This is a genomic window from Campylobacter sp. IFREMER_LSEM_CL2151 (genome assembly GCF_025771725.1).
Taxonomy (GTDB): domain Bacteria; phylum Campylobacterota; class Campylobacteria; order Campylobacterales; family Campylobacteraceae; genus Campylobacter_D; species Campylobacter_D lari_C.
Map to the genome: position 1 here is coordinate 181297 of NZ_JAKMQT010000001.1, position 18374 is coordinate 199670.

At 30.7% G+C, this 18374-nt stretch carries 20 protein-coding genes; 12 read left to right on the forward strand and 8 right to left on the reverse strand.

Going from position 1 to position 18374, the window contains the following annotated elements:
• Positions 1 to 4 precede the first annotated feature (4 nt).
• Positions 5 to 787, forward strand: a complete 783-nt coding sequence (locus L8V82_RS00935; protein ID WP_263723676.1) for an amino acid ABC transporter permease — start codon at positions 5 to 7, stop codon at positions 785 to 787.
• Here L8V82_RS00935 and L8V82_RS00940 read toward each other — a convergent pair.
• The 5 genes from L8V82_RS00940 to L8V82_RS00960 are packed head-to-tail and all read right to left on the reverse strand — an operon-like array spanning position 784 to position 5316.
• Positions 784 to 1548 (reverse strand): transporter substrate-binding domain-containing protein, encoded by a 765-nt coding sequence (locus L8V82_RS00940; RefSeq protein ID WP_263723677.1) that lies wholly within the window; start codon positions 1546 to 1548, stop codon positions 784 to 786. The genes L8V82_RS00935 and L8V82_RS00940 overlap by 4 nt on opposite strands.
• A complete protein-coding gene (gene kdsB, locus L8V82_RS00945) occupies positions 1545 to 2270 on the reverse strand; it encodes a 3-deoxy-manno-octulosonate cytidylyltransferase (protein WP_263723678.1) in 726 nt (241 codons plus the stop codon). Before kdsB ends, L8V82_RS00940 begins: the two co-directional genes overlap by 4 nt.
• Complete coding sequence (gene thrC / locus L8V82_RS00950; protein ID WP_263723679.1) at positions 2267 to 3676, reverse strand: threonine synthase; 1410 nt, start codon at positions 3674 to 3676, stop codon at positions 2267 to 2269. The genes kdsB and thrC overlap by 4 nt, the downstream gene beginning before the upstream one ends.
• A complete protein-coding gene (locus tag L8V82_RS00955) occupies positions 3651 to 4589 on the reverse strand; it encodes a tetraacyldisaccharide 4'-kinase (protein WP_263723680.1) in 939 nt (312 codons plus the stop codon). The genes thrC and L8V82_RS00955 overlap by 26 nt, the downstream gene beginning before the upstream one ends.
• On the reverse strand, positions 4576 to 5316 hold the full coding sequence (locus L8V82_RS00960) for an NAD+ synthase (RefSeq protein WP_263723681.1): 741 nt from the start codon (positions 5314 to 5316) through the stop codon (positions 4576 to 4578). Before L8V82_RS00960 ends, L8V82_RS00955 begins: the two co-directional genes overlap by 14 nt.
• A 61-nt stretch (positions 5317 to 5377) precedes the next feature.
• Here L8V82_RS00960 and L8V82_RS00965 point away from each other — a divergent pair, with 61 nt between their 5' ends.
• Both L8V82_RS00965 and L8V82_RS00970 read left to right on the forward strand, forming a co-directional pair.
• Complete coding sequence (locus L8V82_RS00965; RefSeq protein ID WP_263723682.1) at positions 5378 to 5977, forward strand: MBL fold metallo-hydrolase; 600 nt, start codon at positions 5378 to 5380, stop codon at positions 5975 to 5977.
• The gene (locus L8V82_RS00970) at positions 5977 to 6258 is read left to right on the forward strand and encodes a hypothetical protein (RefSeq protein ID WP_133318838.1); all 282 of its coding nucleotides are present in this window, start codon (positions 5977 to 5979) and stop codon (positions 6256 to 6258) included. Before L8V82_RS00965 ends, L8V82_RS00970 begins: the two co-directional genes overlap by 1 nt.
• Positions 6259 to 6281: 23 nt before the next feature.
• Here L8V82_RS00970 and L8V82_RS00975 read toward each other — a convergent pair whose 3' ends face one another.
• On the reverse strand, positions 6282 to 7277 hold the full coding sequence (locus L8V82_RS00975) for a c-type cytochrome (RefSeq protein WP_263723683.1): 996 nt from the start codon (positions 7275 to 7277) through the stop codon (positions 6282 to 6284).
• A 203-nt stretch (positions 7278 to 7480) separates the two neighbouring features.
• On the opposite strand from L8V82_RS00975, the gene L8V82_RS00980 reads away from it, so the two are divergent.
• From L8V82_RS00980 to L8V82_RS00995, 4 genes are read left to right on the forward strand one after another with little or no spacing between them, the layout of a single operon-like run.
• Entirely contained in the window at positions 7481 to 8458 is a 978-nt protein-coding gene (locus tag L8V82_RS00980) for an agmatine deiminase family protein (protein WP_263723684.1), read from the forward strand.
• Positions 8455 to 9369 carry a cation diffusion facilitator family transporter gene (locus L8V82_RS00985; RefSeq protein ID WP_263702029.1) on the forward strand — a complete coding sequence of 305 codons (915 nt, stop codon included), beginning with the start codon at positions 8455 to 8457 and terminating at the stop codon, positions 9367 to 9369. Before L8V82_RS00980 ends, L8V82_RS00985 begins: the two co-directional genes overlap by 4 nt.
• Positions 9338 to 10210 (forward strand): N-carbamoylputrescine amidohydrolase, encoded by an 873-nt coding sequence (locus tag L8V82_RS00990; protein ID WP_263723685.1) that lies wholly within the window; start codon positions 9338 to 9340, stop codon positions 10208 to 10210. Before L8V82_RS00985 ends, L8V82_RS00990 begins: the two co-directional genes overlap by 32 nt.
• An 11-nt stretch (positions 10211 to 10221) precedes the next feature.
• Entirely contained in the window at positions 10222 to 10788 is a 567-nt protein-coding gene (locus L8V82_RS00995) for a DJ-1 family glyoxalase III (RefSeq protein ID WP_263723686.1), read from the forward strand.
• Positions 10789 to 10811: 23 nt separating this feature from the next.
• Here L8V82_RS00995 and L8V82_RS01000 read toward each other — a convergent pair whose 3' ends face one another.
• The gene (locus L8V82_RS01000) at positions 10812 to 11051 is read right to left on the reverse strand and encodes a SelT/SelW/SelH family (seleno)protein (RefSeq protein WP_257396702.1); all 240 of its coding nucleotides are present in this window, start codon (positions 11049 to 11051) and stop codon (positions 10812 to 10814) included.
• A gap of 104 nt (positions 11052 to 11155) precedes the next feature.
• Here L8V82_RS01000 and dnaE point away from each other — a divergent pair, with 104 nt between their 5' ends.
• The 4 genes from dnaE to L8V82_RS01020 all read left to right on the forward strand — a co-directional run bounded on the left by dnaE (position 11156) and on the right by L8V82_RS01020 (position 16286).
• Positions 11156 to 14749 carry a DNA polymerase III subunit alpha gene (gene dnaE / locus L8V82_RS01005; protein WP_263723687.1) on the forward strand — a complete coding sequence of 1198 codons (3594 nt, stop codon included), beginning with the start codon at positions 11156 to 11158 and terminating at the stop codon, positions 14747 to 14749.
• Positions 14750 to 14816: 67 nt separating this feature from the next.
• Positions 14817 to 15245, forward strand: a complete 429-nt coding sequence (locus L8V82_RS01010; protein ID WP_263723688.1) for a hypothetical protein — start codon at positions 14817 to 14819, stop codon at positions 15243 to 15245.
• Positions 15246 to 15254: 9 nt separating this feature from the next.
• Positions 15255 to 16082, forward strand: coding sequence for an SIR2 family NAD-dependent protein deacylase (locus tag L8V82_RS01015; protein ID WP_263723689.1), 828 nt, complete (start codon positions 15255 to 15257; stop codon positions 16080 to 16082).
• 27 nt (positions 16083 to 16109) lie between these two features.
• A complete protein-coding gene (locus L8V82_RS01020; protein WP_263723690.1) occupies positions 16110 to 16286 on the forward strand; it encodes a DUF262 domain-containing protein in 177 nt (58 codons plus the stop codon).
• Positions 16287 to 16328: 42 nt separating this feature from the next.
• On the opposite strand, the gene L8V82_RS01025 is transcribed toward L8V82_RS01020, so the two are convergent.
• The gene (locus tag L8V82_RS01025; RefSeq protein ID WP_263723691.1) at positions 16329 to 16625 is read right to left on the reverse strand and encodes a hypothetical protein; all 297 of its coding nucleotides are present in this window, start codon (positions 16623 to 16625) and stop codon (positions 16329 to 16331) included.
• Positions 16626 to 16722: 97 nt separating this feature from the next.
• Here L8V82_RS01025 and L8V82_RS01030 point away from each other — a divergent pair, with 97 nt between their 5' ends.
• Complete coding sequence (locus tag L8V82_RS01030) at positions 16723 to 18372, forward strand: WG repeat-containing protein (RefSeq protein WP_263723692.1); 1650 nt, start codon at positions 16723 to 16725, stop codon at positions 18370 to 18372.
• The last annotated feature ends 2 nt before the right edge of the window (positions 18373 to 18374 follow it).

Sequence of the window (18374 nt, forward strand, 5' to 3'; positions counted from 1 at the left end):
AGAATTGAATCATCTTTTTATAGTACGTAGTAAATTTAATGAACATAAAAAAATCACTCCAAAAGTGTTTGTGGTTAATGCTTTTTTGTTGGTTTTTTTATTGTTTTTATTTTTTTATTTGTCTTTTTTAAGTGCTAGTTATAATTTTGATTTTGGGGCAATTTATGAGTATAAAGACAAAATGATACAAGGTTTTTTTACGAGTTTTTTTATTAGTGTTTTGTCTTTGATTGTAGGTGTGATTTTTGCTTTGATTTTATGCTATATGAGTCTTTGTAAAATCGTGCTTTTTAATATGTTTGCAAGAGTTTTTATAGAGCTTATTAGAGGCACGCCTTTGCTAGTGCAAATTTTATTGATTTATTACATTTTTGCGGATAATTTGGGGCTTGATAATCGCTATGTTTGTGGAGTTTTGATTTTAGCTTTATTTGCTAGTGCTTATATTTGTGAGATATTTAGAGCAGGGATTTTAAGTGTTGATAAAATGCAATATGAAAGTGCTAAGGCTTTGGGTTTGAGTGAGTTTGAAATTTATAAAAGCGTTATTTTTCCTCAAGCTTTAAAAAATATCTTAGCACCGCTAAGCGGACAGCTTAGTAATTTAATTAAAGATAGCTCTCTTTTAAGCGTTATAGCTATTTCAGAATTAACACAAAATGCTCAAGAAATCAATGCTTTTACTTTTTCAACTTTAGAAATTTACATTCCTTTAGCGCTTTGCTATTTGGTTTTAACTTTGCCTATTTCTATGTTTTCAAGAAAGCTTGAAAAGAGTTTTTCTTAAAAGAAAAACTCAAGCTTTTGTTCTTTGAAAACTTCTTGCATATCTTTGAGGTATTTTTGACTTAGCTTATCAAAAAGACCATTTTCTTTAGATTTTAAAATAAACTCATTGAGCTCTTCTTTTAATTTGGTATTGTTTTTATTTAAAGCTATGGCCCATTGCTCAGGTGCTTTTTCAAAAGGAGTAAAAATAGCTTTTGTTTGCTCAGGATGTTTTTTCCATGCTTTATAAATGCTCATTTGATCATAAATAAAAGCATCAGCTTTTGCTTGAATGACTTCTAAAATGGCTGCATTTTCTTTATCAAATACTAGGATTTTTGCATTTTTAAGATTTTTTTGAGCATATAAATGCGCACTTGAACCTCTTTTTAAGGCAAGGATTTTTCCTTTTTGATTTAAATCTTCTATGGAATTAATATTTGATTTTTTAGCGCTTAATATTGCTAAATTTGCCTTAGCATAAGGCAAGGTAAAATCTATTACTTTTTTTCTTTGCTCGCTTATACTCATAGAAGACATGATGAGATCTATTTTTTGAGTTCTTAAGGCAGGTATAAGTCCATCCCAAGCTATGTTTTGAATTTTTAAATCATAGTTTTTTTCTTTGGCAAAGGCTTGTAAAAATTCTACACTAATACCACTTGGATTACCTTTAGTATCACTCATTTCAAAAGGAGGGTAGGCTAGTTCCATACCTACGATTAATTCTTTTGCATGAAGTGTAAAAAACAAGCTTAGTAAAAAAAGTATTTTTTTCATTTTTTAACTCCAAATTTAGCCAAAGCTTTCTCATAATCTTCTTTTGTATCTATACCTATGCTTTGACTTTGTATTTTTAACATTTTGATTTTTTTGCCATTTTCTAAGGCTCTTAATTGTTCTAATTTTTCACATTCTTCCAAAGCTGAATTTTTCAAAGTACAAAATTCTTGTAAATTTTTAACCCTGTATGCATAAATTCCAAGGTGAGCTTTGAAATTTTGTTTATAATTTACCCTTTCATAAGGAATTTTTGATCTTGAAAAATATAAAGCATAATCATTGCTATCAGTAACTACTTTAACCAAATTTGGATCATCGCAAGCTTTCGCATCTACTTCTTTATAACAACTACTCATAAAACAAAGCTCATCTTCAAAAGCTTTTTGACTAAATTCTTTAAAATCTTTAATATTTTGTGTTTCTATAAAAGGCTCATCAGCTTGGACATTGATGATTAGCTCGTTGTTATTTAGTTTTAAAATTTGACAAGCTTCGTTGATCCTATCAGTGCCACTTTCGTGATTTTTACTTGTTAAAACTGCTTTTATATTGTGTTTTTGCGCTATTTTTAAAACCTCTTCATCATCAAGTGCCACACACACTTCATCAACTTCTTGCATTTTTTTAGCTGTATAAATAAACATAGGTAAATTATCAATTTCACATAAAATTTTATTTTCAAAACGACTTGATTTTAATCTTGCAGGTATGATTATCATTGTTTTATCCATTCTATAATAGTTTGTTTTAGATTTTCAAGTTTGCAAACTTGATTTTGCTTTTGTGTGCTTGTAAATAAGCTTGCTATATTTGGATGGATTTCTTGCTTAAATTCTTTTGCAAGTTCTTGCATGCAAGCTTGTTCATCTTGGCATTCTTTATTATAAATTGCTTGATATATGCTTGGGGTAAATTTACTCCATTGTGCTGTGGAGGTAATAAGCGTAGTGGTGTTAGAATCAAGCATTTTAAAGCAAGTGCAAGTGTGAGGGTCTAAAAGTCCTAAGTGGCTGTATTGTTTGATATATTGCATACACTCATCATCATTGCAAAAATCAGCTTCAAAGTCTTCTTGTAAAAGCTCTAGCTCTTTTTGGCTAAGCTCATAATATTTTTCATTCTTTAAAGCTTGCATTAACTCTTTGGTGCGTTCATCTTTAAATTTATCAAAAAGCAAGCGTTCTATATTTGATGATATAAGTATATCCATAGCAGGAGAAATAGTCTTTTGCAAGCTTTTATTTCTTAAATCATATTTGCCTGTATTAAAAAACTCACTTAAGATATTGTTTGAATTGGAAGCAATTTTAATTTTACCTATATTTGCTCCCATTTTTTTAGCATAATAAGCCCCCAAAGCATCACCAAAATTTCCACTCGGCACAATAATGTCTATTGTTTTATCGATTTTTAAACTAGCATAATAATGATAGATGATTTGAAAGAGTATTCTTCCGAAATTAACTGAATTTGCAGCACTTAGACTTAACTTTTCTTCTTTTAAGGTATTTTTAAAATCCTCATCATTTAAAAGTGCTTTTAGAGCATTTTGCGCATCATCAAAATTACCTTCAATGGCTATGGATTTTAAATTGTTTGCATTTGAATGTGTCATTTGTAAAGCTTGAGTTTTACTTGTGCCTTTATTTGGGTAAATACAAACTACTTTTATGCCTTTTTTATTTTCAAAGCTTTTTAATGTAGCAGGCCCTGTATCGCCACTTGTAGCGCACATGATTAAAAAATCATCATCTTTTTTTAAGTGTTCTAAAAGCACGCCAAAAGGTTGTAAAGCCATATCTTTAAAAGCTCTTGTTGGTCCATGGAATAATTCATTAATATAAAGCTTATCATTGATTTTTTTCAAATTAATAGGGCAGGTTTTATCATCAAAACTCTCATAAGTTTTCAAAGCTTTTTCAAAAACTTCAAGCTCTAAATCAAAATCAAAAGCTGCGATGATTTTTAAGGCTAATTCTTTGTAGTTTAAATTTTTCAAAGCTTCATTATCAAGCTTTGGTAGATTAAGTGGTGCGTATAAAGCATTATTAGGTGCACTAGGGCTAAGCAAGGCTTTTGAAAAGCTTACTTGATGGTTTTTATCTTGGGTTGAGTGTAGCAACATTTTCTTCCTTTTTGTTAAATTTATAAATATAATCTTGCAAAACTTGCTTAAAACTATCTTTTAAAACAATATCAAGATGAATAAGTTCTGTTTTAAAGCCAAAATCTTTTACCTTGACATAGTCTTTAAAGGTTAGCATTAAGGTATCACAATTGTGTTTTTTTAAAAGTTTTTCTAATTCTTCTTTTTTGAAAGTATAATGATCGGCAAAAAAATAACAAGCCCTAGCTTTGATAAAATGCTCATATAATCTAAAAGGCTTTGCAATAGAGCTTATTAAAACTGCTTTTTGATTTTCTTTTACATGAGAATAACGCACAAAATCTTCATTTTCTTTAGCTATAAAATCAGCCCTTTTAGCAAAAGATTTTGGCAAACGATAAGCCCCACTAGGTAAGGTAAAACCAAAAAATGGCTCATCTTTACTTTGCAATAAAATATTAAGTTTTTTAATGTGAAATTTAGAAAAAGCATCATCTAAAAGTATAATCTTTGCTCCAAGCTCGATAGCTTTTTGTATGCCTTTAACCCTATCTTCACTTACTATCACTCCACTAATGTGCTTTGTAAGTGCATATTCCATAGCTTCATCGCCACTTTCTTTAATATCGCATAAAATTTCATCTTTATGCTTAACGATGATTAAGCCTTTACTTTGTCTTTTATAGCCTCTTAAGATGATAAAACAATTTTCAAACTCAGTTGCTATGGCTTTACAAATGGGAGTTTTTCCATTGCCTCCTAGGGTTAGATTACCTATGCTTATAATGGGTAATTTAAAATCAAGTTCTTTTTTAAATTTAGTATTTAAAATAGCTATAATCATATATAAAAAGCTAAAAGGCAAAAGCAAAAAGGCTAGAATTTTTTGCAAAAAATTAGGTTTAAAAAAATAGCGATCAAGCCAAGTCATATGTATTCTTTAATGTTGTTGGAAGTTTTCTTTTAAAAGCATTATTTTGCACACGCTCTAAGACTAGATTTTTTAAATTCTCATCAAAATTTTCCAAGCTTTGATTATTTTCTAAAGCTTTTAAAACTTCATCTAAAACTTCATATTTATAGCCAAGATCTTTTTCATCGCTTTGATTTGGCCAAAGATCAGCGCTAGGAGCTTTTTGTATGAAATTTTCATGCACACCTATAAATTTAGCAAGCTCAAAAACTTCACTTTTATAAAGCGTAGCCAAAGGATTAAAAGCACAAGCTAAATCCCCATAAATAGTCCCATAACCAAGCATAAGTTCGCTTTTATTAGAAGTGCCTACTACTAAAGCATTATGCAAGGCTGAATAATCATAAAGCAAACTCATACGCACTCTTGCAGCTAAATTTCCAAAGCGTAAAGGGTTTAAGTCTTGACAAATTTTTTCACAAGCACAAAGTACTTCATCAATATAAATAATCTTATGATGAATTTGTAAATCTTTACAAAGCATTAATGCATCATCTAAATTTTCTTTTTTAGAATGTTTTGTAGGCATTAAAAGCACAAAAAGTTTTTCACCTACTGCTTTTTTGCAAAGATGAGCTACTAAAGCTGAATCTATCCCACCGCTTAAACCTAAGATGAGATTTTTATCTCTTGCTTGTTCTTTTATAAAATTGATCAATAGTTCTTGTAATTTTGTATAATTCATAAAAAATCTTTAAATATTAATTTTTTAAAATTATATTTGATTTAGTTAAAAGGAAGTTTATATGCGTATTTTAAAACAACCATGCGGAATGTATGAAACAAATTGTTATATTATAGATCATAATAACAAGCAAATCATCATCGATCCAGGTGAAAATGCTTATGAGTTTATTAAAGAAAATGTAAGCAAACCTTTAGCTATTTTAAATACCCATGGTCATTATGATCATGTTTATGATAATGCTAAAGTTAAAAAGGCTTATGAAATTCCACTTTTTATCCATAAAGATGATGCTTTTATGCTAAAAGATCCTTTTAATTATGGTTTTGAGCATTCAGATGCTAATGTGTTGATAGAAAATGAAAATGAACTTAGTATAGATGAGTTTAAGTTTAAATTTCATCATTTTCCAGGGCATACTCCAGGGTGTTGTATGATAGAACTTTTGGGTGAAGATGTGCTTTTTAGTGGGGATTTTTTATTTTATCGTAGTATTGGTAGATGGGACTTTCCTTACTCAGATGCAGCCAAGATGAAAGAGAGTTTGCTTAAAGTTTTAGCTTATGAAAAAGATTTTAGATTGCTTCCAGGACATGGAGAGGAAAGCACTTTAAAAGAAGAACAAAATGCAATTCCTGCTTGGTTAAGGTATTTTCATTAATGGATAAGGTTTTATATTTTTTAAGTTTTTTACTGATTTTAAGTGCGATTTTGAGTTTTTTTAAACCCAAAGAAACAAAAAAGAAATTTTTTCACAAATGTCCATGTTTTAGAGCGGTGGAAAATGGTTTAATGAGTAGAATTTGTATTTATGCAGGAAGTTTTGGTTTTATGTATTCTGTGCTTTATATTGGTTTTGGAGTGTATGATAAAAAACTTTTTATGATTTTACTTTTATCTTTTGCGATATGGTATTTTGCTTGGGTTTTAAAAAAAGAATAGCTAGAATTAGCTATTCTTAAAAATTATTTTGTATTGATATATAAAGGTTCAAAAGGACCATAGCGATGTTGCTCTATACTAAATTTATCATGTTTAGCATAAGGCTTTACGTCCATATCTGCAGGCTTGATATCTCTATCTGGAAAATCCTCATCTCTATTCTTTTTAATAGGTCTTGGTTGAGAATTTATATAAGCTGCTACATCATAAGCTTGCTCTAAACTCAAAGTCGCATCGCCTTTTGGCATATTTGCTTTGATATAACTTGTAGCTTTGATAAGTCTATACATACCAGCTCCTGTATTGTAGCTATCATTTCCCCATAAAGCAGGATAAATATAATAACTCATGCTAGGATCATCACTTTTTATCCCTTCTCCATTTTCTCCATGACAAATCATACATCTATCTTGATAAACTTCTTTGCCTTTTTTAGGATCAGCAGCTCTTTTTAAAAAGGCTATTTTAGGTAATCCTTGTCCTTGTGTTTTTGCTCCTACTTCTATACCCTGAGAAATATAGTGCATATAAGCAAGCATAGCTTTCATTTGCGGGGAGTTGTTTGGAAGTTTTTTACCATTCATAGATCTTTCCATACAGCCATTAATCCTATCTTCTAAAGTGATTATTTTATCCGCTCTTGCATTATATTGTGGAAAGCGTGCGTAAATTCCTACAAAACCTGATTGATTTTTTATAGTTCCAGCATTAGCATGACAACTTGAGCAAGAAAGATTATTACCTGCATAGCGGTTTTTAGGATCTTTTGCCTGAGGTCCTATGTAGTTTGTGGTGTAATTTAAAATTTTATTACCCAAAACAACTGCTTGAGTATAAGGCGAATTTGGAAGTTTATCTTCAATGATAATACCATCTTCTATAGTATTAGGAACTTTCCATTGTGCGCTTTGTAAATGGATACCTGTTTGCTTTTTTGCTTGAAGTTTTGCTTGATCAATAGCAAAAGCAGAACTTATTAAAAAAGATAAAGATAAGACAGAACATACAATTTTATTCATTTTTCCCTCCTTGAACTTGTCTTATTTTCATCTTATAACTTGAAATTTAAAAAAATATTAAATGTTTTTATTGTAAAAATAGCTTTAAAATACTACTATGCAATTTTTAAAGATAAAAATAGTATGATTTGTATTTTTATATAATATGTAATTAATGTTACTTTTTTATACAATATTTAAAAAAAAGGAGTTAAAAGATATTAATGAGAAAAAGCATAGCAGAATGGCAAAAACAAGAGCTACTTTTACTTTCCTTACCTCATGAAAATAGCGATTGGAAGCCTTATTTAGAAGAGATTTTGCAAAGCTATGAAGAATTTGTTAAAGCTGTGGCAAATTTTCAAAAAGTTTTACTTATAGCACCAAGTGAAAAAGATTTTCAAAGATTTAAACATATAAAAAACGTTGATTTTTTTAAATGTGATACTAATGATACTTGGATTAGAGATTTTGGCGCAATTGATGTGTGTGAAGATGATAAACTCATAGGGCTTGATTTTACTTTTAATGCTTGGGGTGATAAATTTCAAAGCACTTTAGATAATGCGGTAAATTCAAAACTTTTTGCACAAAAATTATCTGGAAAATTAGAAAAAATTGATTTTATTTTAGAAGGTGGGAGTATTGATTTTAATGGGCAAGGAGTAATGCTCACAACGAGTGCTTGTTTGTTAAATGAAAATAGAAATTCACATTTAAATAAAGAGCAAATTGAAGCCAAGTTAAAAGAAATTTTTGGCTTAAATCAAATTATATGGTTAAATCATGGTTATATTAAAGGCGATGATACTGATCATCATATTGATACTCTAGCAAGATTTATCAATGAAAAAACCATTGCTTATTGCGTGTGCAAAGATGAAAATGATGAGCATTATAAGCCCTTAAAAGCTATGGAAGAGGAGCTTAAAAAAACAGGATTTGATTTATTAGAACTTCCTTTACCTAAGCCTTTGTATTTTGAAGGTAAAAGACTTGGCGCTACTTATGCAAATTTTGTTTTTGTTAATGGTGGCTTGATAGTGCCAACTTATAATGATGAAAACGATGCTTTGGTATTAGAAAATTTACAAAAAGCATGCAAAGATAGAAAAGTAGTAGGGGTTGATGCAAGAGTGTTTTTAAGACAAAATGGTTCTTTGCATTGTTCTTGTCAAAACCGTTATGAAGGTCAAAGATGAATTTGCAAAAAAGCGCAACCATTATCGCAAGTGTATGTGCTATTTTTTTAGCTATTGTTAAATTTATAGTAGGTTTAGCTTCAGGTTCTGTTGCGGTGCTTTCTAGTGCGATTGATTCTTTACTTGATTGCGTGATTTCAGGATTAAATTTTCTAGCTTTGAAAAAAAGCTCTCAAGGCTCTAGTAAAGAATATAATTTTGGCCTTAGTAAAATTGAAGCCTTAATGGGACTTTTTGAAGGTCTTGTTATTAGTGGGATTGGGGTTTATATTTTTTATGAGAGTGTTTTGAAAATTCACAATCAAGAAAGTGTAGAAAAACTTGATCTTGGAATTTTTGTCATGGCTTTTGCCATGGCTGTTACTTTGTGTTTGGTGGTTTTTTTAAATTATGTTGCCAAAAAAACAAAAAGCTTGATTATAAAAGCTGATAGCTTGCACTATAAAATAGACTTTTTAACTAATGCTCTAACGCTTTTAGCACTTGTGATTATAGCTTTTACAAATTATCATTTTATTGATGGATTATTTGGTATAGCTATAAGTTTATATACGATTTTTTCAGCTTTTAAAATCATCAAAGAAAGTTCTAAAATTTTGTTAGATGTGGCAATTGATAAAGAACAAGTTGAAGTGATTAAGCAAATTATAAGCGCAAATAAAGAAGTCAAAAGCTTTCATCATTTAAAAACTAGAAAAAGCCCTGATATACTTTATGTTAGTGTGCATTTAGTTTTTGAACCTACAATATCACTTTTAAAAGCTCATAAAATCGGTGATGAGATTGAAGATAGTATAAGGGAGCATTTTAAAGATGATTTTTGGAATATCCATATACACTTAGACCCTTATGATGATTCAGAAGAAGAAAGGAGTAAAAATGAAATTAGCACTCATACAGCAAGAATTTAAACAAAATAAAGAAAAAACTATAGAAAAAACATGCGAACTTATCAAACAAGCAGCAAAAGAAAAAGCTGAACTTGTATGCTTGCAAGAGCTTCATCAAACGCAGTATTTTTGTCAAAGTGAAAATACAGACTTTTTTGATTTGGCAAATGACTATGAAGAAGATGTTAAATTTTGGTCTAATGTAGCTAGGGAAAATAATGTTGTTTTGGTAACTTCTTTATTTGAAAAAAGAAGCGCAGGGCTTTATCATAATACTAGTGTGGTATTTGAAAAAGATGGCTCCATAGCAGGTAAATACCGTAAAATGCATATACCTGATGATCCTTGTTTTTATGAAAAATTTTATTTTACTCCAGGTGATTTGGGTTTTGAACCTATACAAACAAGTGTTGGAAAACTTGGTGTTTTAATATGTTGGGATCAATGGTATCCTGAAGCTGCTAGATTAATGGCTTTAAAAGGAGCACAAATTTTGATTTATCCTACTGCTATAGGTTGGTTTGATAAAGATGAAAAAGAAGAAAAGCAAAGACAACTTGAAGCTTGGATGGGTGTGCAAAGAGGCCATGCTATAGCTAATGGCTTACCTGTGGTAGCTATTAATAGAGTGGGTTTTGAAAAAGATGAAAGCGGTGTGGAAGATGGCATAAGATTTTGGGGAAATTCTTTTGTCTTTGGGGCTCAAGGCGAAGAGCTTTTTAGAGCCGATGATAAACAAGAGCTTTGTAAAATCATTGAAATTGATATGCAAAGATGTGAAAATGTGCGTAGATGGTGGCCATTTTTACGCGATAGACGCATAGAGTATTTTCATGAATTAAATAAAAGATTTATTGACTAAAAGGAGGAAAAATGAAAAAAGTTTTAGTGCCTTTGGCAAAAGGTTTTGAAGAAGCTGAATTTATAGGTATAGCTGATGTTTTAAAAAGAGCAGGAGAAGCTAGTGGAAATTTAGAAGTAATTATTGCTTCGCTAGATGATGAGCTTTTAGTACAAGGAGCTAATGGAATTTGTATAAGGGCTGATATAAGTTTATCTAGTGTTGATCAAGAAAATTTAGACGCAATTGCTTTAGCAGGTGGATTTGAAGGTATGATGAATTTAAAAAACAATTCAATTATCATAAAAATCATACAAGATTTACATGCTAAGAAAAAAATTGTAGCAGCTATTTGTGCTTCGCCTATGGTATTAGCTAAAGCAGGGGTGATTAATGGAGAGTTTTCTTGCTATCCTGGTTGTGAAGTGGGTATTGAAGGTGTAAGAGTAAATAAAGCAGTTGTAGTAAATGAAAATGTCATCACAGCAGCTGGGCCTGCTACGGCTATTTTGTTTGGTTTAGAGCTTGCTAAGCATTTATGCTCAGAAGAAATTTATCAAAAACTTTATGAAGGTATGCTTGTTCCTTTAACAAAATAAACCCTCGCTAATGAGGGTTTAGCTTACATTTGTTTCATAAGCTTGGTGATTTCACCCTCATGAGGAAATCTATCTACTTCGCAGTTAAACAAGTCTTTTTTAGAGTAAATGATTTTGCCATCTACTTCTACTATAAAATGACCACCACCTTTTTCTATGGTAGAAATTTGCGCATCTTTGAATTCATTTTGTATTTCTTCTGCAACCCTTGCAGCTTGTGGTTTGTAATTTCAAAGATTACAATAATAAATTTTTACTTCCATTTTTTACTCCTTTTTTTGAAAGTAAGCTATTATACATTTTTTATGCTTGTAAGTTTTAAATTTAAGGTTTTTTTTTATAATAATAAAAAAATACAAGGGAAAATATGAGCCAATTTACACATTTACATTTACACACAGAATATTCTTTACTTGATGGAGCAAATAAACTCAAAGAGCTTGCCAAAACGCTAAAAGCTCAAGGTGCAACAAGTGTTGCTATGACTGATCATGGAAATATGTTTGGGGCTATTGATTTTTATAAAACAATGAGAGCTGAAGGGATTAAACCTATTATAGGGCTTGAAGCATATTTACATAATCATGATGATTTGAGTGATAAAAGCTCAAGACAACGCTTTCATATTTGTTTGTTTGCTAAAAATGAAATTGGCTATAAAAATTTGATGTATTTAAGCTCGCAAAGTTATATACATGGTTTGTATTATTACCCAAGGATTAATAAAAAGCTATTAGAAGCACATAGTGAGGGTTTGATTTGTTCTTCTGCGTGTTTGCAAGGTGAGGTTAATTGGCATTTAAATACCAAAAATGAAAGAAATTTAAAATTTGGCGCAAAAGGTTATGAAGGCGCAAAAGAGGCTGCGCTTTGGTATAAAAAGGTTTTTGGAGATGATTTTTACCTTGAGATTATGCGTCATGGCATTGATGATCAAAAATTTATCGATGATTCTATCATCAAACTTGCTAAAGAGCTTGATATAAAAATCATCGCAACGAATGATACACATTATACTTTTAAAGAAAGAGCAGCTGCACATGAAGTATTTATGTGTATAGCTATGGGGGTTAAGCTTGATGATCCAGGGCGTTTAAGACACGAAGTGCATGAGTTTTATGTAAAAACACCAGAACAAATGAGCGAGCTTTTTGCTGATATTCCTGAAGCTATTGAAAATACTCAAGAAATAGCTAATAAATGCAATTTAGAATTAAAACTAGGCGATCCAACACCACCAAATTTTAAATTTACCCGTGAATATGCGAAAAAATATGGCTTAAGTTTAAGTCAAGAAGATCAAGAATTTAGCTTTGATAATGATGATATAGTTTTTGAGTATCTTTGTAAAAAGGGCTTAGAAGAAAGACTTCAATTTATTGATGAGAATAAGCACCAAGAGTATAAAGATAGACTTGATTTAGAAATTAGTATTATTAAAAATATGAAATTTTCAGGTTATATGTTAATCGTTCATGATTTTATCGCCGCAGCTAAGGAAAAAGATATACCAGTTGGCCCAGGGCGTGGGAGTGCTGCAGGGAGTTTGGTTTCGTATTGTTTAAAAATTACAGATTTAGATCCTATACCTTATAATCTTCTTTTTGAGAGATTTTTAAACCCTGAGCGTGTATCAATGCCCGATATTGATGTGGATTTTTGTCAAGATAGAAGAGGGGAAGTGATTGATTATGTTATTGATAAATACGGAGCTGAAAAGGTTGCACAAGTCATTACCTTTGGTAAGCTTTTAGCAAAGGGAGTAATCCGTGATGTGGCTAGGGTTTGTGATATGAGCATACCTGATGCAGATGCTTTGGCAAAATTAGTTCCTGAAGAGCTAAAAATCACTTTAGAAAAAGCCTATGAGCAAGAACCAAAAATCGCTGAATTTGTAAATTCTCATCCAAAAGGACGTCAAGTTTGGGATTTTGCTAAAGCACTAGAGGGTTTAAATAGAAACGCAGGTATGCACGCAGCCGGAGTTGTGATATCTAATGAAGCTTTGTGGAATAAAGCTCCGCTTTTTAGACAAAGCAAAAATGATGAGCGTCATTTAGTTACGCAGTATTCTAAAGAATATCTTGAAGATGTGGATTTAATCAAATTTGACTTTTTGGGTTTAAAAACCCTTACGGTGATTGATAATGCGATTAAGCTAGTGAAAAAGCGCTATGGTAAAGATGTAATTTGGGAAAAGATTGATATGAATGATCCTAAGGTTTATAAAACCATACAAAGTGGTAATACCTTGGGCATTTTCCAAATAGAATCAGGCGGTATGCAAAGTTTAAATGCTAGGTTAAAGCCTGAAAGATTCGAGGATTTAATCGCTGTTTTGGCTTTATATAGACCAGGGCCACTTGATAGTGGGATGGTGGATGATTTTATCGATATCAAGCATGGTAGAAAGGCTGCTACTTATGCATTTGAAGATTTAAAACCTATACTTGAAAACACTTATGGGGTTATAGTTTATCAAGAACAAGTTATGCAAATAGTGCAAAAAATCGGTGGTTTTTCTTTAGGTGGGGCTGATAATGTACGCCGTGCTATGGGTAAGAAAAAAAGAGAAATTTTGGATAATCTTAAAGCAGAGTATTTAGAAGGCGCTAAAAAACAAGGCTATGATGAGAAAAAGGCTGATGATTTATTTGAGCTTATTTTGAAATTTGCTGAATATGGTTTTAATAAATCTCACTCAGCTGCTTACGCACTTATAACCTTTCAAACAGCGTATTTAAAGACTTATTATCCAAGTGAGTTTATGGCTGCGCTTTTAACAAGTGAAGAAAGCAATGTAGATAAGGTCGCAAAATACATTGAAGAGATGAAAAGAATGAACATCAAACTTTTGCCACCAAGTATTAACAAAGCCCAAAGAGAATTTAGTGCAACTAAGCTTGAAGATGGTTCTGAAGCTATTATTTATGGGCTTGGAGCGATTAAAAGTGTGGGAATTCCTGCGATAGAAAATATCATGGCAATTCGTAAGGAAGAGGGCTTTAGTGATTTTGATGATTTTATAAGCTCGATTGATCCAACTAAGATTAATAAAAAAACCATAGAAAATTTAGCCAAATCAGGCGCTTTTGATGAGTTTGGCTATACTAGAAAATGTTTAGTGGATAATCTTGAGCTTATTTCAGAAACAAGTAGGAAAATCGCTGAAGTTAAAAGAAATTCTACTGCTTCACTTTTTGGAGAAGAAGAAATAGCTGCAGATATCAAAGTAGGGCTTCATGATAGTAAAATTGAATTTGAACTAATGGAAAAACTAGGCTATGAAAAAGAAATCTTAGGAATTTATGTATCAGGCCACCCTTTAGATAAATTTGCAAGCCAAATAGAAGGCATAGAGTATTTTAAAAGTATGGATTTTGAAACACTCAAAGGCGAAGGTGAGCTTTTGGTTGTAGGGAAGATCGAAGATTTTAAATCGATGATGAGTAAAAGCGGTAAAAGATATGCTAAGGCTGTGGTTTTAGACTTTTATTCTACTTTTGATATGATTATCTTTGAAGCTCAAGTAGAAAAAGTTGAAGCGCTTTTTAAAGAAAGCAAAGATGAAGCCTTTGCCTTTTTACTAAGATATAAAAACAATGACAATGATTTAAGTTTTAGTCTAAATGAAATTTATACCCTAGAAGAAGCAAAGGAAAATGAGTTAAAATCTTTTAGTAAGAAAAAAAGCTTTGCAAAAAAAGAAAATAAAGAAGAATTTACCCAAGAGCCTATGAAATTTGAAGAAAATATCATAGAACTTGATATTAATAAGCTTAGTAAAGATATGGTGTATGAAATTTATGATCTAGCTAATACAAGACATAACCCAAAAGATACTAATAACAAAAAGCTTGTGCTAAAAGTGTTTGATATGGGTAGTTGCTTGCTTTATCATACAAATTTTGTTCTCTCACAAGAAGCTATGGACGTGATAGCTCAAAAATGTAAAGGTTAAAATATAGACACTAAAAGTCCATTTTATATAGTATAATTATATCAATACAATATAAAAAGGATGAAAAATGGCTTTAGCGGTTGAAACTATTCAAGATTATACCATCCAAAAAGGTAAAAAATCTTTTTGGATGTGTTTTAACACTCCAAACAATGATTTTCATGTCAATAAAACAAAACATAGTGATTTGTTTGACAAAGACAAGACAGATTATAAAGCTAGAGATGAATTTTTAGCTTTTATGAAAGAAAATTTTCCAAAAACAAAACTAACTATGGTATTTGATACAGCTCCGGTGGGGTATTTGTTGTATCCTTATTTGGGTAGTCTTGCTGTTGATTGTGAGGAAAATGATGAGGTTTATAAGGCTATAAATAAAAAATACGAAGATGAAAATTGCATGCCAAAATCCATGAATGCAGTTTTTTGGGAAATGAGCCTTGAAGTAGCTAAAGAGCTACATGAGGCTAGGAAATTTGATTATGATAATTTTTAAAGGTAAAAAATGCAAACACAAACTTATATAAAAGAAGCTTTAGACAAAGCAGAGGTAATCATCATCACAGCTGGAGCTGGCATGGGGGTAGATAGTGGTTTGCCTGATTTTAGAGGAAAAGAAGGTTTTTGGAGAGCTTATCCGCATTTGCAAAAACTAGGCATAGACTTTGAACGCATGGCTAATCCTACAAATTTTTATACAAACGCACAGCTTGCTTGGGCTTTTTATGGACATAGATTTAAATTATACAAAGATACTAAGCCACATAAAGGTTATGAGATACTTTTAAAACTTGCAAAAAGCAAACAAGATTATTATGTCGTTACGACTAATGTAGATGGACATTTTAAAAAGGCTGGTTTTGATGAGAATAAAATTTATGAATTTCATGGAAATATAAATTATTTACAATGTTTTAATTATGCATGTGGTGATTTGATCTGGCAAATGCAAGAAGAATTAGATATAGATATGGAAAATTTCAAAGCTTTATCTTTGCCAAAATGTCCTAGATGTCAAGGCTTGGCAAGGCCAAATATCTTGATGTTTAATGATAGTAGTTTTAATGATAGCCGTTATTTTTTACAAAAGCAAAGTTATAAAAACTGGCTTAAACCCTTAGAGGATAAAAACATCTTGCTTATAGAGCTTGGAGCTGGTAAGGCTGTGCCTAGTATGCGTATGTTTGGCGAGGATTTTTGTAAAAAAAGCAAAGCTAGAACACTTTTAAGGATCAATCCAAATGAGTGTGATTTTCCAAAGTTTTTTAGAAATGGCATAGGGCTTAAGATGAAAGCTTTGGAAGCTTTGGAAATGATAGATAGCTTGATATAATAAGCTTAAAATTTAGAAAGGCTATAAATGAGTGAAAAAGAAAACGAAGTAAAATCTTGCGTTGTAAGTCTGAAAGAGTTGGTGCGTGGTAAAGTAGATGGTAAAAATGATCAAAATAAGGAAAAATCAAAGATATTTTCAGAAAATAATTTTTCTTTAAACATACCTGATTATCAACGCCCTTATGCTTGGGATAGAGAGTAAGTTAAAATTCTCTTGAAGTAATCAAAGATAAAGCCTAAGGCCTTATCTTTTCATAAATTTAGCAAAGACTTTGTTTTTGCTTCTTATCTTATGAAAATACTCTTTTGATAAGATATCTTTTAAAATTTTAGCATTGTTGTAGCTTAGATTAGTTTTTCTTTGTATGTAAGAAATGGCTTTATTTGCTAAATTTTCCTCTCTTGATTTTTTTATCAAAGCCTTATCTAAAGTAGCTATCTTAGGCATGTTTTTGATAAATTCTAGATACTCTTCTTTGCTTTCAAAGGGAGAATCTTCAAAACTAAACGGAACCTGACTTGGTATTTTTTTCTTTTTCATATTTTCCTCCATATTTTTAAAATGATATTCTAGCATAAAATATAGACAATATTAGTCTATAAAATTCTAATATAATTTCATTTTACAAAGGAAAGTGATGAAAGAAGTTAGGATTGTTATTGATGATGAATTTGATCATGTAAGAGATTTTTGTAATGGCTTTGCGGCGGTAAAAAAAGCTGGTAAGTATAGCTTTATAAATAGCAGTGGAGAATTAATTTGTGATTTTTTATATGATGAGGTTTTAAATTTTAGTCAAAATTTAGCAGGTGTTATGATAAATGATAAATGGGGTTTTATAGATACTAAGGCTAAAGTGGTGGTGGATCTTATATATGATGATGTTTGTAGTTTTGTAAATGATTATGCGCTTTTGCGACAAGGAAATGAAAATATCATCATAGATACTCAAGCAAATATCATTTTAAAGACTGAATATGATGGCATTATAAGACTTAGCGATAAGCTTTTTAAGATCAAAAAAGGCGATGTGTTTGCATTGATTGATCAGAATGGAAATTTTTTAAGTGATTTTGAGTTTTTAAGTATAAAAAGACTAAATGAAAGATTATTTTTATACAAGCAAAAGATCAATGGCAAGTTTAAATGTGGAGTTTTGAATGAATTTGCAAAGCTTGTTTTAGAGGCTAAATTTGATGATATTAGCTTGATAAATGATGAGTATTTGCTAGTGTTTGATGGGTTTTTGTATGGTTTGTTTGATGTAAATTTAAATTGCATTTTTGAACCTATGTATAAGGATGTGAAATTTATAGCCAAAGATATGATCAAAGTCAGGGTAGGGACTAAATATACTTTGGTAGATAAAAACAAAAATGAGCTTAGTAAGAATAGTTTTGATTTTATGAAGATTATTGATGATGAGCTTGTTTTGTTTTTAGAAAATTCTAAATTTGGTTTCATGGATCAAAATGGGATGTTAATTTGTGAAGCTAAATTTGATGAAGTTGGAGAATTTGTTGGTGGATTAGCTTGCGTAAAGATAGCTAATAAATACGGCTTTATAGATAAAAATGCCAAAATCATCATCGATGTGATGTATGATGAGCTTAGGTTTTTTAGTGAGAATTTAGCAGCCTTTTGTGTAGCAGGAAAATGGGGTTTTATCAATACAAAAGGAAAAACCATCATAGAAGCAAAATACGATGATGTAAATAATTTTAGCGAAGGTTTAGCTGTAGTAAAAAAAGATGGTAAATACGGCTATATTAATAAAAAAGGAAAAATCATCATAGAAGCAAAATACGATGAGATAAATAGCTTTAGCGAAGGCATAGCAAGTGTAAAAAAAGACAATAGATATTTTTTGATCAATCAAAATGATGAGATACTTTGTGAGCATGAGTATGAGTATATGTCCTGTTTTAGCTGTGGTTTGGCATTAGTTTTAACAAGTGATGGTTTTATTTATGTGGATAAAAATGCAAATATTGTTATAAAAGAGCATTTTGATGAGGCGTTTGATTTTAAAGAAGGTTTAGCACAAGTTTGTATAGATAATCAATGGGGTTTTATTAATACAAATGGAGAATTTGTGCTTGATTTGCAGTTTGAAAATGTAAATGATTTGGGTAATGGAATTTACGAGCTTAGTAAAAATGGACATAAATTTTACTTAGAATACAACGGAAAAATAACCCTTAATCCTTTTTCTCAAAGACAAATTGCATGTATAAGCAAGGATATAGGCTGGAGAATTTTAAGGTTGCTAGAGTCAAAAGAGTAAAG

Excerpts from the sequence above, each read along its gene's own strand:
- L8V82_RS00940 (WP_263723677.1), bottom strand. The coding sequence starts at position 1,548 with ATGAAAAAAATACTTTTTTTACTAAGCTTGTTTTTTACACTTCATGCA.
- kdsB (WP_263723678.1), bottom strand. The coding sequence starts at position 2,270 with ATGATAATCATACCTGCAAGATTAAAATCAAGTCGTTTTGAAAATAAA.
- thrC (WP_263723679.1), bottom strand. The coding sequence starts at position 3,676 with ATGTTGCTACACTCAACCCAAGATAAAAACCATCAAGTAAGCTTTTCA.
- L8V82_RS00955 (WP_263723680.1), bottom strand. The coding sequence starts at position 4,589 with ATGACTTGGCTTGATCGCTATTTTTTTAAACCTAATTTTTTGCAAAAA.
- L8V82_RS00960 (WP_263723681.1), bottom strand. The coding sequence starts at position 5,316 with ATGAATTATACAAAATTACAAGAACTATTGATCAATTTTATAAAAGAA.
- L8V82_RS00965 (WP_263723682.1), top strand. The coding sequence starts at position 5,378 with ATGCGTATTTTAAAACAACCATGCGGAATGTATGAAACAAATTGTTAT.
- L8V82_RS00970 (WP_133318838.1), top strand. The coding sequence starts at position 5,977 with ATGGATAAGGTTTTATATTTTTTAAGTTTTTTACTGATTTTAAGTGCG.
- L8V82_RS00975 (WP_263723683.1), bottom strand. The coding sequence starts at position 7,277 with ATGAATAAAATTGTATGTTCTGTCTTATCTTTATCTTTTTTAATAAGT.
- L8V82_RS00980 (WP_263723684.1), top strand. The coding sequence starts at position 7,481 with ATGAGAAAAAGCATAGCAGAATGGCAAAAACAAGAGCTACTTTTACTT.
- L8V82_RS00985 (WP_263702029.1), top strand. The coding sequence starts at position 8,455 with ATGAATTTGCAAAAAAGCGCAACCATTATCGCAAGTGTATGTGCTATT.
- L8V82_RS00990 (WP_263723685.1), top strand. The coding sequence starts at position 9,338 with ATGAAATTAGCACTCATACAGCAAGAATTTAAACAAAATAAAGAAAAA.
- L8V82_RS00995 (WP_263723686.1), top strand. The coding sequence starts at position 10,222 with ATGAAAAAAGTTTTAGTGCCTTTGGCAAAAGGTTTTGAAGAAGCTGAA.
- dnaE (WP_263723687.1), top strand. The coding sequence starts at position 11,156 with ATGAGCCAATTTACACATTTACATTTACACACAGAATATTCTTTACTT.
- L8V82_RS01010 (WP_263723688.1), top strand. The coding sequence starts at position 14,817 with ATGGCTTTAGCGGTTGAAACTATTCAAGATTATACCATCCAAAAAGGT.
- L8V82_RS01015 (WP_263723689.1), top strand. The coding sequence starts at position 15,255 with ATGCAAACACAAACTTATATAAAAGAAGCTTTAGACAAAGCAGAGGTA.
- L8V82_RS01020 (WP_263723690.1), top strand. The coding sequence starts at position 16,110 with ATGAGTGAAAAAGAAAACGAAGTAAAATCTTGCGTTGTAAGTCTGAAA.
- L8V82_RS01025 (WP_263723691.1), bottom strand. The coding sequence starts at position 16,625 with ATGAAAAAGAAAAAAATACCAAGTCAGGTTCCGTTTAGTTTTGAAGAT.
- L8V82_RS01030 (WP_263723692.1), top strand. The coding sequence starts at position 16,723 with ATGAAAGAAGTTAGGATTGTTATTGATGATGAATTTGATCATGTAAGA.